Raw genomic sequence first — 13,522 nt, 5'->3', positions numbered from 1 at the left:
AATCAACGGAGTGAGTTTGCGGCTTGCGGTTTGGACGTTTTGTGGAAAACTGTTACAAATTGTTTTTTTGAGACGTGGCTTACATTCCAAGTCCAATGGATCCGAGACCGGCTGCCACTTTCATGTGCTCAATCATAACAGAGAGCACGTTCAGGATGAGGAAGACAATGATGGGTGACAGGTCCAGTCCTCCCATGGATGGCATAAGGTTGCGCACGGGGCGCATAACCGGTTCGGTAATCTGCGCGACCAGTTGAATGGCAGGATGCCCGCTGCCGGGCGCAATCCAGCTAACCACAACGACGGCGATAACAGACCAGAAATAGATCTTGACTATCAGATCCAGCACATTCAGAACGGCCCAGACCAACAGGGTGAGCGGGTTGAAAGCAGGAATGCCCCCGTTCAGGGCAACCAGAATCAGGAAGAAAGTGATCGCCTGAATAATAATGGCCAGAACCAGAGCTGCGCCGTCAAATCCGCCCCAGCCGGGAATGACCCGGCGCAGTGGCCGAAGCAGGGGAGAGGTGGCTTTTACCGCAAACTGGGAAATCGGGTTGTAGAAATCTGCCCGGGCCAGTTGCAGCAAAAAGCGCAGCAGTATTATGGTCATATAAAAGGTGGACGCGATCAGCAGGATCGTAATCAGGATGTCTGCCAGCATGTAGCCATTTCTCCGTTGTCAGTGACTGTTTTAGTCTTTGCCTGCCAGTTCTTTGGCCATGGCTTCAGAGCGCTTGTAAGCCGCGCTGTAAGCCTTGCTAACCAGGTCACGCATGCCGCCTTCTTCGAACGTGTTGATCGCTTGCTCGGTCACACCGCCCGGGGACATAACGTTTTTCTTTAACTGGGCCGGGTCTTGATCGCTCTTGGCTGCCATTTCGGCTGCCCCCGCCATGGTTTGAATGGCAAGCTTGCGGGCTGTTGTGGCTTCTACTCCGGCTTCGGTGGCGGAAGCTTCCAGTGCTTCAAGCATCAGGAAAAAATAGGCCGGGCCGCTTCCCGAAAGCGCCGTTACGCCATGAAGCAGCGCTTCATCCTCAACCCACACTGCGATACCTATACCCTCAAAAACCGACTGCACCATGTTTTTCTGGTCGCTGGTCACGCTTTCAGTGGCAAAAAGCCCGGCGGCGCCCTTGCCAACCAGAGCAGGTGTATTGGGCATGACCCTGACAATCGGGAGACCACCACCAAGCCATGCATCAAGGGTTTCAGCGCCCAAGCCAGCAGCAATGGATACAATTAACGGGCGGGTATTCTGGGCTATGGGCGCTATGTCACGACAGGCGTCCGCCATAATCTGCGGTTTTACTGCCAACACAACCATGTCGGCCTGTTCGGCGCAGTAACGATTATCCGTTGTTACGCTCACACCAAACCGCTTGCGTATGGTTTGCAGATGATCATCGTCGGGCGCGCTTACCCATATGTTTTCGGCCTTGAAGCCGCTATCCAGCATGCCGCCAATGATGGCGCTCGCCATATTTCCGGCACCGATAAACGAAATGGTTGGTGATTTGCTCAAAATATACTCCAACGGTTGTTCGATTAGACATCGGGCCCTGATGATAGCAGGAACCGATCAATTCAGCTCTTGGGTGACCGTTCGCCAAAAACGGCGGTGCCAACACGAACCCAGGTGGCGCCCTCCGCAATCGCGATTTCGAGATCACCGGACATGCCCATGGACAAGGTGTCCAGGGGGCCGGCCTCTGGGTAGTCTGCCCGCAGCGTGTTCAGGGTGTCTGCCAGTTTGCCGAAACTGGCTCTCAGTTCAGGCTCGGCCTGTTCCGGATCGGGAATGGCCATAAGCCCCCGGAGAGTCAGCCTTGGTAATTGGCTTATTTCGTGAACCAATTCTGGCAAATCCTCCGGCTGGCACCCGGATTTGCTTTGTTCGTTATTAATATTGACTTGAAGGCAAATATTCAAGGGTGGCAAGCCCGTGTCCCGTTGCTCGCTGAGGCGGCGTGCTACTTTAAGGCGATCCACGCTGTGTACCCAGGAGAAAGCGGACGCGATCTGGCGGGTTTTGTTGGACTGTAGCGGACCAATAAAATGCCAATCAATACCGGTAAGGTCGGCGAGTTCGGCCATTTTTTCCAGGGCTTCCTGAAGGTAGTTTTCCCCGAATGCCAATTGGCCCTCAGCGACTGCGGCTCTGAGTTCGCCTGCAGGGCGGGTTTTGCTGACCGCCAGAAGACCCACCGAATCCGGCTCCCGGCCGGCCTGCAATGTTGCTTTTTGTATGCGTCGGGTTACGCTCCCGAGGTTGTCTGCTATGCTGCTCATAGTGCGAAATAGTCACGTTTGGTCTGTCTGTATTATAGCGACACACTACTCGCAGGTCACTGAAATGCCAAGTGATCACGGCCGGGTTGTGCTGAACAGACGCTACCTGTGTAAAAGAAAAGCCGTCCGAGGACTTCTATGGATATTACTGAACTGCTTGCTTTCTCGGCGAAACAGGGTGCGTCTGACCTGCATCTTTCTGCCGGCTTGCCCCCGATGATTCGTGTTGACGGTGATGTTCGCCGTATTAATCTGCCGCCCCTTGAGCACAAAGAAGTTCACGGGCTTATTTACGACATCATGAACGACAAGCAGCGCAAGGACTACGAGGAATTTCTGGAAACCGACTTTTCCTTTGAGGTGCCGGGTGTCGCTCGCTTCCGTGTTAACGCTTTTAATCAGAACCGGGGCGCCGGCGCCGTTTTCCGTACCATTCCCTCGAAAGTACTGACGATGGAAGACCTCGGCATGGGCCAGGTGTTCAAGGATATCTCCTCTGTGCCCCGCGGGCTTGTGTTGGTAACCGGGCCTACGGGCTCCGGTAAGTCGACCACGCTGGCGGCAATGATGGATTACATCAACGATACCCGTTACGAGCATGTTCTCACCATAGAAGACCCGATTGAATTTGTGCACGACTCCAAAAAGTGTTTGATAAACCAGCGTGAAGTGCACCGGGATACTCTGGGCTTTAACGAAGCTTTGCGGTCGGCGCTGCGGGAAGACCCGGATATCATTCTGGTGGGTGAACTGCGCGATCTGGAAACCATCCGCCTGGCACTCACCGCAGCGGAAACAGGCCACTTGGTTTTTGGCACTCTGCATACCACGTCGGCGGCGAAAACCATTGACCGGGTGGTAGACGTGTTTCCGGCGGAAGAAAAGTCCATGGTGCGCTCCATGCTCTCCGAGTCGCTGCAGGCTGTCGTTTCCCAGACGCTGATGAAGAAAATGGGCGGCGGCCGGATAGCGGCTCATGAAATCATGATCGGTACGGCCGCCATCCGAAACCTGATTCGTGAAGACAAAATTGCGCAGATGTACTCATCGATCCAGACCGGTGCATCGCTGGGCATGCAAACGTTGGATCAGTGTCTTGAGCGTTTGCTACAAAAGGGGCTGATTTCCCGCGATGCTGCGCGGGCTAAAGCGAAAATGCCTGATAATTTCTGATCCCCGGCGTTTTGCGGGTGCTCATATAAAAAGAATGTGGGAAATCAAAAAATGGAATTCGAAAAGCTGCTTCGCCTGATGGTAGAGAAAGGAGGATCAGACCTCTTTATCACGGCCGGTGTTCCGCCCAGCATGAAAGTGAACGGTAAGGTGCTGCCGGTCACCAAGAACGCGTTGACGCCGGAACAGACGCGAGAGTTTGTTTACGGCGCAATGAGTGACAAGCAGCGAATCGAGTTTGAAGAAACTCACGAGTGTAATTTTGCGATCAGTGCCCGGGGTATTGGCCGTTTTCGGGTGAGCGCGTTCTTCCAGCGCAACCTGTGCGGCATGGTATTGCGCCGGATTGAGGTGAAGATTCCTCAGATTGACGACCTGTCACTGCCAGAAATCGTTAAAGAGCTGGCCATGACCAAGCGTGGTCTGATTATGTTTGTCGGCGCCACCGGCACCGGTAAATCGACCTCGCTGGCCGCGATGATTGGTCACCGTAACCGGAACAGCCGTGGCCATATTATTTCCATTGAAGACCCCATTGAGTTTGTGCACCAGCACCAAGGCTGCATTGTGACTCAGCGGGAAGTGGGAATTGATACTCAAAGCTTTGAAGTGGCACTGAAAAACACCTTGAGACAGGCTCCGGACGTTATTCTTATCGGTGAGGTGCGCACTCGCCAGACAATGGAATATTCGGTGCAGTTTGCGGAGACGGGCCACCTTTGTCTGGCGACCTTGCACGCCAACAACGCCAACCAGGCACTCGACCGAATTATCCAGTTTTTCCCGCCGGAACAGCACAATCAGATCTGGATGGACTTGTCGCTTAACCTCAGGGCTATCGTGGCGCAACAGCTGATTCCCACACCGGATGGCAAAGGCCGCAAAGCCGTTATTGAGGTTCTGGTCAATACACCACTGGTTGCGGATCTGATCCGTAAAGGAGAAGTGCATAAACTCAAGGGTTTGATGGCCAAATCCAACGAATCCGGCATGCGAACCTTCGACCAGGCCCTGTATCAGCTATACGCAGAGGGCTCCATTACCTACGAGGACGCGCTGGCCCACGCTGACTCGGCCAACGACCTGCGTTTGATGATAAAACTGGGTACCGATGCACAAGGGGCCGATCAGTTGTCGTCGTCTGTTAATAAACTGACGATCCAGGACGACTGACAAAACAGGTGTCGACAAAATTCCTGAACGGTTAGTGTTTTGAATCAATAGTTTTAGCATTTGAGACCACGGGTGTCTGCTGCGTATACTTCTTTTGAAACGACAAAGGAGATACTGCTGTTATGAAACCCACACTGCTTACTCGTGCTGTCAGGTTGGCCACATTGGCCGCAGTAGCTGCCCCGGCCAGCGTTTTGGCTGGCGGTTTTTCTTTGAATGAACAAAGCGCAAGTGCCATGGGCGTTGCCAACGCCGGCGCAGCCGCGAACCCGGAAAATGCGACAACCGTTTTCTTTAATCCGGCGGGCATGGGCCAGCTAAACGGCACAAATATTTCCTTTGGTGCTGCCGTGCTTGATATTGATGCCGAAGCCAAAGGTGGAAGCATCACGTCGAGCAACCAGATTGGCCAGCCGGTTTCTGGCAGTCGCGGCGGAGACATAGCAGATCCCGCCTTCCTGCCAAACGCTTACCTGACCCACGAAATCAGTGATTCCATTGATATCGGCTTTGGCATCCACGTACCTTACGGTCTTGCTGCAGACTATGATGATGATTTTATTGGCCGTTTCTTCGCGGATAAAACCGAGTTGAAAGCCATTGCGTTCACGCCCGCGATCTCGGTTAACAATGGCAAAGGCCTGTCGATGGGTCTGGGCCTCAACGTCTTGTACGTTGAAGGCCGGCTCACTAAGTTTCTGGATAACTCAGGCACGCTTGCACAGGCGCCAAGCGGGGCTGTTCCCGGAACGCCATCGCAGGGTTACGCCGACATTGAAGGTGATGATGTTGCCGTCACTTTTCAGATTGGTTTTCTTTATGAGCTCAACGATCGGACTCAGTTTGGTCTGAAGGCTCAGACCGGCACCGAGCTGGAACTTAAAGGCGATGCCACGTTTACGAACGTAGCCGTGGCAACCCCTGCGGGCACGCCCACACCGCCCGGACCCGGAGTGGCTGTGGCGATTGATTCGACAGAGCCGGCCAGAGTTCCGCTGGCGATCCCCGAGAGCATCACTGCCGGTATCCGGCACAGACTGACTGACGAGTTTACGGTTCTTGCGGGCGCAACCTATTCCAGATGGAGCCGGTTCGAGTCTCTCGATATTTATGGCCGCGATTCCAGCAAACCTTTGACTGGCAAAAATTTGGGCGGCATGCCTGGTCAGCTTACCCATGTTCCGGAGGAGTGGAGCAATACCTGGCAGTTCAATCTGGGTGGCATCTGGCAAGCAACGCCCGAATGGGCGTTGAAAGCTGGCTATGCGTGGGATGAGTCACCGGTCGACAAGTACGTTACGGCACGCATTCCTTCCAGTGATCGCCACTGGCTGACGTTGGGCGCGCAGTGGAAATCCCCTCAGAGCGGCTGGACGGTAGACGCAGCGGTTGGCACGTTACTGTTTACGGACGATCCGAAAGTAGAGGACAAGCCCTATGTTCTGACGCCGGGCGGAACGCAGCCCAGCCCGAGAGATCCGAACTCTTCCTACAGCGCAGAATACGATCTGCAAGCCTGGAGCGCAGCCATCCAGATCAGCAAAGCGTTCTAGGCGGTGATTCAACCGAAAGGCTGTAAATAACCGCCCGGTTAGGCTGGCCAACCGGGCGGTTTTGTTTAATGGGCCTGATCCCAGTTGTCCCCCACACCTGCCTCTACCAGCAAGGGTACCGCCAGCTTCGCCGCACCGGACATGCGCTTGATCAGCCCTTCGCGAATCATGTCTACGGCGCCTTCTTTTACTTCAAGAATCAGTTCGTCGTGCACCTGCATGGTCATGCGCGCGGTATCGGCATGCTCTGTAAGCAGCCAGCGTTCTACTTCAATCATCGCCAGTTTGATGATGTCAGCGGCTGTTCCCTGCATGGGCGCGTTGATGGCAGTGCGCTCGGCGGCCTGTTGCAGTTGTTTGTTGCGTGCGTTAATTTCAGGCAAATACAGGCGACGGCCGAACAGTGTTTCCACAAAGCCATCGTCGTGGGCCTGTTTGCGGATATTATCCATGTACCGCAAAACACCCGGGTAGCGCTCGAAATAACGGTCGATATAGTGTTGTGCCACTTTTCGTTCCACATCCAACTGACGGGCCAGCCCGAAGGCTGACATGCCGTATATCAGGCCAAAATTGATGGCTTTGGCACTGCGTCGCTGATCGTTGTTTACGTCGCCCAGTGCTACACCGAAGACTTCCGCTGCGGTTGCCTTGTGAATGTCTTCGCCCTTCTCAAAAGCGGTCAGAAGGCCTTTGTCGCCAGATAGATGCGCCATAATGCGCAGCTCAATCTGCGAATAATCCGCGGCGACCAGCTTGTAGCCCGGCTCGGCGATAAACGCCTGACGAATGCGCCTGCCCTGTTCGGTGCGAATGGGGATGTTCTGCAGGTTGGGCTCTGATGACGATAGCCGGCCTGTGGCCGTTACAGCTTGATGATACGAGGTGTGCACCCGCCCTGTGCGATGGTGAATAAGCTCTGGCAGGGTATCTGTGTAGGTGGACTTGAGCTTGCTCAGGCTGCGATGTTCAAGAATAATCCGCGGCAGTTCATGCTCGTGGGCCAGTTCCTGCAGAACAGGTTCTGCGGTAGACGGAGCTCCTTTGGGGGTTTTTTTGACCACCGGAAGGCCCATCTTCTCGTAAAAGATGACTTGCAACTGCTTGGGTGAACCCAGATTGAATGGTTCGCCGGCCACGTGGTGGGCTTGTTTTTCCAGTTCGGCCATCCGCTCTGCGAGCTCTTGGCTGTGTTGGCGCAAGGTGCTGGCCTTTATGAGCGTTCCGCGCTGCTCCATACGAGACAGAACGGCCACTAATGGAAGGTCGATGTCCTCATAAACCGATCGCAGCTTTCCGGTTGTTGCCAGTTGGGGGCGTAATACCTGGTGCAGGCGTAAGGTAACGTCGGCGTCTTCTGCGGCATAGGGGCCAGCTTGTTCCAGGTCCAGCTGGTTAAAGGTAAGTTGTTTTGCGCCTTTGCCGGCAATGGACTCAAAGGTGATTGTCTCCTCACCCAGATAGTTCCGGGCCAGGGTGTCCATGTCATGACGGGATGACACTGAGTTGAGCACATAGGATTCCAGCATTGTATCTTCGGCAATGCCCTCCAGACAGATGTCATGATTGGCCAGCACGTTTTTATCGTACTTTAGGTTTTGCCCGACTTTCTTCTGTTTGGGGTCTTCCAGCAAGGGTTTGAGCTGAGCCAATACGTTATCGCGATCAAGCTGTTCGGGCGCGCCCATGTAATCATGACCGAAGGGCACGTATGCGGCTTCGCCGGCTTCGATTGCAAACGATACGCCCACGACCTCGGCGCTCATATAGCGCAGACTGGTGGTTTCAGTGTCGAAGGCGAACAGCTCGGAGGCTTTGAGCCTTGCTACCCAATCGTCGAGCTCTTCTTGTTGTGTGATGACGCTGTAGTGTTTTTGCTGCGCCGCTAACGCGTTATTGCCATTGGGTTCCGCCACTTGACGGTCGCCGGCCTCGGCGATTTCCGACGCTTTTGCTTCCAGTTCGGTAATCCAGCTCCGTAACTCGTATTCCCGGAACAGTGCCAGCAGCTCTTCGTCGTTTTGCTGTCGTTCCTGCAGGTCTTCCAGACCGAAGGCCAGAGCCACGTCCATTTTGATGGTGGCCAGTTCCTGGCTCAGGGGCAGAATTTCGATGGCTTCACGCAAATATTCACCAATTTTGCCTTTGACTTCGCCTGCGTGCGCAATCACGCCATCCAGGTTGTCATAAGCCTCCAGCCATTTCACCGCCGTTTTCGGGCCGCATTTGTTAACCCCTGGAATGTTGTCTACTTTGTCGCCCACCAAGGCCAGATAATCAATAATCTGGTCCGGGCGCACGCCAAATTTGTTCTTGACGCCATCCCGGTCCATCCGGGTTTCGGTCATGGTGTTGATCAGCGTTACGTGATCGCTCACCAACTGGGCCATATCCTTGTCGCCGGTTGAGACCACCACATCAATGCCTTTACTGGTGGCTTCATCGGCAAGCGTGCCAATCACATCGTCGGCTTCTACGCCCTCTACTATCAATAGTGGCAGCCCCATGGCTTTCACCATTTGGTGAATGGGCTCAATTTGCATTGCCAGATCGTCCGGCATGGGCGGGCGGTTGGCTTTGTAGTCTTCGTAGAGATCGTGGCGAAAGGTTTTGCCCTTGGCATCGAAGACCACAACCAGCTTCGAACCAGGAAAGTCCTGCTCAAGGCGTCGGATCATCGCGATGACCCCTTTGATGGCGCCGGTGGGATGATTCTTACTGGTCGTTAGTGGCGGAAGTGCATGATAAGCGCGGAATAAATAGGACGAGCCGTCCACAAGCACCACAGGTGGGGTTTTTTGTTCAGTCATGTCAAAACGGATCCGGATTCTGATTGAAGCGTGGGTTGGCTTGTGCAACTCTGTACTCAATTCGATGGACAAAAGAGTATCACGAAAATGAAACGAATCGCCTGTTCCGCCGTTCTACTTGTGTGCAGCTTTGGATCTGCGTTGGCACAGGAAAGCGGTGCTCTGGATAAGATCCGTGTAGAAACGCCCAAAGAACCGGTCGTGATTTCGGACTATCAGTCATCCACTGACGGCCCGCAGATTGTTATTCGGCCTGGCGATGGTGAGGTGTTCTACGAGTACCGGGTAAACGGGCAGCTTATGGAGATAAAGGTCGTGCCGGAAGTCGGCAGCACCTATTACCTGGTGCCCGCCGACGGCGGTGGCTGGATCCGCGAAGCGGATTCCGGAATGCTGATTCCGAGCTGGGTTCTGTTTCGCTGGTAAGCGCCTGCTAATCGTCAGTGTTGGCTTTCTCTAGTGATAGCGTACGAGTTTTGCCGGTCACTTGTTCAAGCCTTTCTATATCAACCTCAAACTCCTGTTTCAGGGAATTGATTTCCTGAGTTTGCCAAGCAATTTCTTTTTCAATATCCCGGATCTGGGATTCAAGGCGATGGATTTTGTCGAGGGTTGCGTCTGGTATTTTCTGGCCCGTGCGTTCCATATCAGCAGCCCGGCTCTGTTCGTTGTCGAGCTGGCTTGAGATGACCGAAATATTGCCCCGTTTTAGCTGAATCAAACCGCGTAGCTCATCCAGTTTGCGATGCATGGCTCTGATGGCCTGGTCTGGATGGCTGAAGCGTTTCAGCAATTGAGCGTCTTTGCCGCGCTGAACGGCGAGTTCCGCCTGGTGCTGTTTTTCTGCTTCGCGAGCCGCAATTTCATCTTCCGTTGGCGCCGGCGGGATAATTTCCACTACGCGACCACTTGAATTGAGAATGTCGTAGCCGCGTTTTGTGGCTGGCTGGGGAATGGTGTTGCTGATCACAACCTGGCCGGCTTCGTCCGTGTAACGGTACATGCCCGCTGCTGCATGGGTTGCGAAACCAAGCGTTAGCAGCAGTGCCGAGGCGGTGGCAGAAAATGCGGTCAGGCGTTTGTGCATCAGTCAGACTCCGTAAAGTTCCCGGTAGCGGGCCACCTTCGAGGCGTGGCCAGAAAAATCCGGATTGGTCTCAAGATAGTCCAGAATCTGTTCCAGACGAATGATGCTGACCACCGGAATGCTGAACTCATTCTCTACCTCTTGTATGGCGGAGAGTTCGCCGTTTCCTCGCTCCTGCCGATCCAGGGCGATCAACACGCCAGCAGGTTCCGCGCCAGACTCGCGGATCAGGTCGATGGATTCCCGTATGGCGGTGCCGGCTGTGATCACATCGTCAACGATTAGCACTTTACCCTGCAACGGTGCGCCAACGATATGACCGCCCTCACCGTGATCCTTTTTTTCTTTACGGTTAAAGGCAAACGGCTTGCTGTTGCCCTCATTGGCCAATGCCATGGCGGTCACTGTTGCCAACGGAATGCCCTTATAGGCAGGGCCGAAAATGATGTCATAATTCAGGCCGCTGCGGTCGATGGCCTCAGCGTAGGCTTTGCTGAGCTGCAGCAGGTCACTCCCGGTGTTAAATAGCCCTGCATTGAAAAAGTATGGGCTGGTGCGACCGGACTTGAGGGTAAAATCACCAAAACGAAGTACGTTACGGCGGATGGCAAATTCAATAAAATGTTGCTGATAGTCGTGCATGGCAAGGCTTCTGGCGGGTGTGAATCTGTTAATAACGCGTAAAAACGGTATCATACACACAAACCGAATCAGGGAACACGTATGCGGGTAGTATCAATCAGCGTCAATGGTCTTGCCCAGGCCGTTGATAAAGGTTTTTTTGACTGGCTGGCCGAGCAGGATGCGGACGTTGTCTGTGTTCAGGATCACCGCATGCGCGCCTATGAAATTGAAGACCAGAACCTGATCCCGCAAGGGTATGAGGCGTACTTCATTGATGGCGAAAACAATGAGGACGGTGGCGTGGGCATATACACCCGGCACTTTCCCAAGGCCATTATGTACGGTTTTGCCAATGAGCAAGCCGATCGCGAAGGGCGCTTTATCCAGGCGGACTTTGACAAGGTTTCTGTTGCCTGTGTTCTGGCCCCCTGCGCGCTCGGCCGTGAAGATGAGTTGATCAGTGAAGATGATCTGACCGTGCTCGACCATAAAGACGACTTTATGGACGCGTTTGGTCTGCACATGCAAAAAACACTGCGAAAGCGCCGCCAATTTATTTTTGGCGCGAATCTGCAGACGGCGCACCATGTCACAGATGCCAGCCCCCTGTACCACAAGTTGGATTTTTCCGGGTTTCTGCCCCACGAGCGCGCCTGGCTTGATCGGCTCCTTGACGAAATGGGCTGTATCGATGTTTTTCGCGATATCAACAAGCAAAGCAATCAGTTTACCTGGTGGCCCGAGCAGGTTGAGGGTTCACGGAAAAATGCGGGCATTCGGGTGGATTACCAGCTGATGACGCCGGGTATTCGCAAAACCATTCAGGATGGCTGGATTGACAGCACTACTCGCTTTTCGGACCACGCGCCTGTGATTATGGATTACGATATTGAGATTGGTTTTTAAGCTGGCCTGAGTTTTGTGGGAGAGTCGGCAGTGATGCCGACACCCAGGCTTCTGCGTTGTCTTCTTTAGCCTTCCAGCGCTTCTTTTTGCAGTACAAATAACGTCTCAATGCCCTGCTTGGCAAGCACCAGCATGCTGTCCAGTTCTTCCTGAACAAACGGCGCACCTTCTGCAGTACCCTGAATTTCGATGAAGCCGCCCTGGTCCGTCATGATGACGTTCATGTCGGTTTCGGCGTCGGAATCTTCCGGGTAGTCCAGGTCAATAACCGGTGTGCCTTTGTAAATGCCGACCGAGAGCGCCGCGACCATTTGTTTCAACGGTGACTTCTTCAGACGCTTTGTTTCAACCAGATGGTTTAACGCATCGACCAACGCCACGCAGCCGCCGGTGATGGCTGCGGTGCGGGTGCCGCCGTCGGCCTGGATGACGTCGCAATCTATGGTGATGGTGTGCTCGCCCAGTGCTTCCATATCAACGGCTGCGCGCAGAGAGCGGCCGATCAGGCGCTGAATTTCGACGGTGCGGCCGCCCTGTTTGCCACGGGCTGCTTCGCGGCCCATGCGGCTGCCAGTTGAGCGCGGCAACATGCCGTATTCCGCAGTGATCCAGCCTTTGCCCTGGCCACGCAGGAACGGCGGAACTTTGTTTTCCACTGATGCGGTGCAGATGACTTTGGTGTTGCCAAACTCCACTAGTACCGAGCCTTCGGCGTGGCAGGTGTAGTTCCGGGTAAGGCGAATATCTCTGGGCTGCTCGGGCGTTCTGCCGCTTGGACGCATAGTGTTTCCTAGTATTTAAAGGTATTTGAAAAAGTTATTTGAAATAAGTGTCCGGGAACCTGGCCCCGGTCGGATTGGCGTTGGGAAGCCGCGGAGTATAACACGTCGGGGCCGGTTACCGGGGTGCCGGTGCCAGGCAAATTGAGCTGTCTCAGGCGTCGTTCGCCGGGGATGATCGCGGCCTGTTAGACTCAGGTACTATAATCTACGACCACGATCACTGACCAAGCCGGAGCCGCCATGATCAAAAGTATGACTGCATTTGCCCGGAAGGACGTTCAGGACAGCCAGGGCACGCTGACCTGTGAGATTCGCACCGTTAATCACCGATATCTGGAACCTTCTTTTCGGCTGCCGGAAGCCCTGCGTGAGCTTGAAAATCCGTTTCGGGAAGAGCTGAGAAAGCAACTGAACCGGGGCAAGGTGGATGTGTCAATCCGCCTGCAAGCAGGGGAGGCAAGTGTTCCGGGTTTTGAGATTAACGAGGATGTCGCGCAGGCGATCAACGAAGCAGCAAACCAGATTAACCGCATATTGGATAACCCGGCGCATGTTAACGCGCTGGATATTTTGCGTTGGCCCGGCGTGTTGTCGGCACCGGAGCAGGACTTTAGCTCAGCTCGAGAGGCGGCCCTGGACCTGTTCCGGCAAACGGTTGAAGAGTTGACCGTTGTGCGCGAGCGTGAAGGTGAACGCTTGCGGCCATTGTTTGAAGAGCGCCTCACTCAAATGAAAGCGTTGGTTGCGACCGTTCGTGGCGGCATGCCCGAGCTGCTGAAAGCGCAGGAAGAGCACCTTCGCGAGCGCTTCCAAAAAGCGAAAGTAGAGTTAGACCCCGAGCGCATTACTCAGGAAATGGTCATGCTGGCGCAAAAAAGTGATGTGGCGGAAGAGTTGGACCGGCTTGATGCGCATATCAGCGAAGTGACGGACACGCTCAAGCGTGACGAAGCGATCGGGCGACGGCTGGATTTTCTGATGCAGGAGCTGAATCGAGAGGCAAACACCCTGAGCAGCAAGAGCATTGATGCGGGGGTTACCCGGGCCGCGGTCGATTTGAAAGTGTTGATTGAGCAGGTTCGGGAGCAGGTGCAGAACATAGAGTGATTGGGCGCTGCC

At 54.4% G+C, this 13,522-nt stretch carries 13 protein-coding genes; 6 read left to right on the top strand and 7 right to left on the bottom strand.

What is annotated here, in order from left to right; genetic code table 11:
* Window positions 1–79: 79 nt before the first annotated feature.
* The 3 genes from ENI00_RS13120 to ENI00_RS13110 all read right to left on the bottom strand — a co-directional run bounded on the left by ENI00_RS13120 (window position 80) and on the right by ENI00_RS13110 (window position 2,295).
* On the bottom strand, window positions 80–664 hold the full coding sequence (locus tag ENI00_RS13120) for a YggT family protein (RefSeq protein ID WP_304103144.1): 585 nt from the start codon (window positions 662–664) through the stop codon (window positions 80–82).
* A gap of 30 nt (window positions 665–694) precedes the next feature.
* On the bottom strand, window positions 695–1,528 hold the full coding sequence (gene proC, locus ENI00_RS13115) for a pyrroline-5-carboxylate reductase (protein WP_304103141.1): 834 nt from the start codon (window positions 1,526–1,528) through the stop codon (window positions 695–697).
* Between the two features lie 62 nt (window positions 1,529–1,590).
* Entirely contained in the window at window positions 1,591–2,295 is a 705-nt protein-coding gene (locus ENI00_RS13110; RefSeq protein ID WP_304103137.1) for a YggS family pyridoxal phosphate-dependent enzyme, read from the bottom strand.
* A 138-nt stretch (window positions 2,296–2,433) separates the two neighbouring features.
* On the opposite strand from ENI00_RS13110, the gene ENI00_RS13105 reads away from it, so the two are divergent.
* The 3 genes from ENI00_RS13105 to ENI00_RS13095 all read left to right on the top strand — a co-directional run bounded on the left by ENI00_RS13105 (window position 2,434) and on the right by ENI00_RS13095 (window position 6,194).
* A complete protein-coding gene (locus tag ENI00_RS13105; protein WP_304103134.1) occupies window positions 2,434–3,468 on the top strand; it encodes a type IV pilus twitching motility protein PilT in 1,035 nt (344 codons plus the stop codon).
* A gap of 51 nt (window positions 3,469–3,519) precedes the next feature.
* A complete protein-coding gene (locus tag ENI00_RS13100; protein WP_304103132.1) occupies window positions 3,520–4,641 on the top strand; it encodes a PilT/PilU family type 4a pilus ATPase in 1,122 nt (373 codons plus the stop codon).
* 122 nt (window positions 4,642–4,763) lie between these two features.
* The gene (locus ENI00_RS13095; RefSeq protein WP_304103128.1) at window positions 4,764–6,194 is read left to right on the top strand and encodes an OmpP1/FadL family transporter; all 1,431 of its coding nucleotides are present in this window, start codon (window positions 4,764–4,766) and stop codon (window positions 6,192–6,194) included.
* A gap of 65 nt (window positions 6,195–6,259) precedes the next feature.
* Here the strand turns inward: ENI00_RS13095 and polA are convergent, their stop codons facing one another.
* Window positions 6,260–9,004 carry a DNA polymerase I gene (gene polA / locus ENI00_RS13090; RefSeq protein ID WP_304103126.1) on the bottom strand — a complete coding sequence of 915 codons (2,745 nt, stop codon included), beginning with the start codon at window positions 9,002–9,004 and terminating at the stop codon, window positions 6,260–6,262.
* A gap of 87 nt (window positions 9,005–9,091) precedes the next feature.
* Here polA and ENI00_RS13085 point away from each other — a divergent pair, with 87 nt between their 5' ends.
* A complete protein-coding gene (locus ENI00_RS13085) occupies window positions 9,092–9,430 on the top strand; it encodes a DUF2782 domain-containing protein (RefSeq protein ID WP_304103123.1) in 339 nt (112 codons plus the stop codon).
* A 7-nt stretch (window positions 9,431–9,437) separates the two neighbouring features.
* Here ENI00_RS13085 and ENI00_RS13080 read toward each other — a convergent pair whose 3' ends face one another.
* Window positions 9,438–10,091 (bottom strand): DUF4124 domain-containing protein, encoded by a 654-nt coding sequence (locus ENI00_RS13080; protein ID WP_304103121.1) that lies wholly within the window; start codon window positions 10,089–10,091, stop codon window positions 9,438–9,440.
* A 3-nt stretch (window positions 10,092–10,094) separates the two neighbouring features.
* Complete coding sequence (gene pyrE / locus ENI00_RS13075; protein WP_304103117.1) at window positions 10,095–10,733, bottom strand: orotate phosphoribosyltransferase; 639 nt, start codon at window positions 10,731–10,733, stop codon at window positions 10,095–10,097.
* A gap of 81 nt (window positions 10,734–10,814) precedes the next feature.
* Between pyrE and ENI00_RS13070 the strand changes: the two genes are divergently transcribed.
* On the top strand, window positions 10,815–11,621 hold the full coding sequence (locus tag ENI00_RS13070) for an exodeoxyribonuclease III (protein ID WP_304103114.1): 807 nt from the start codon (window positions 10,815–10,817) through the stop codon (window positions 11,619–11,621).
* A 65-nt stretch (window positions 11,622–11,686) separates the two neighbouring features.
* Here the strand turns inward: ENI00_RS13070 and rph are convergent, their stop codons facing one another.
* Window positions 11,687–12,403 (bottom strand): ribonuclease PH, encoded by a 717-nt coding sequence (gene rph, locus ENI00_RS13065; protein ID WP_304103111.1) that lies wholly within the window; start codon window positions 12,401–12,403, stop codon window positions 11,687–11,689.
* Window positions 12,404–12,643: 240 nt separating this feature from the next.
* Here rph and ENI00_RS13060 point away from each other — a divergent pair, with 240 nt between their 5' ends.
* Window positions 12,644–13,510: a YicC/YloC family endoribonuclease gene (locus ENI00_RS13060; protein WP_304103108.1), complete on the top strand. Its 867-nt coding sequence runs from the start codon at window positions 12,644–12,646 to the stop codon at window positions 13,508–13,510.
* The last annotated feature ends 12 nt before the right edge of the window (window positions 13,511–13,522 follow it).

This window comes from Marinobacter antarcticus (assembly GCF_011049865.1).
Lineage (GTDB): Bacteria > Pseudomonadota > Gammaproteobacteria > Pseudomonadales > Oleiphilaceae > Marinobacter > Marinobacter antarcticus_A.
The sequence above is the reverse complement of the archived record's forward strand: the minus strand, read 5'-3'. Positions and strand labels throughout refer to the sequence as shown.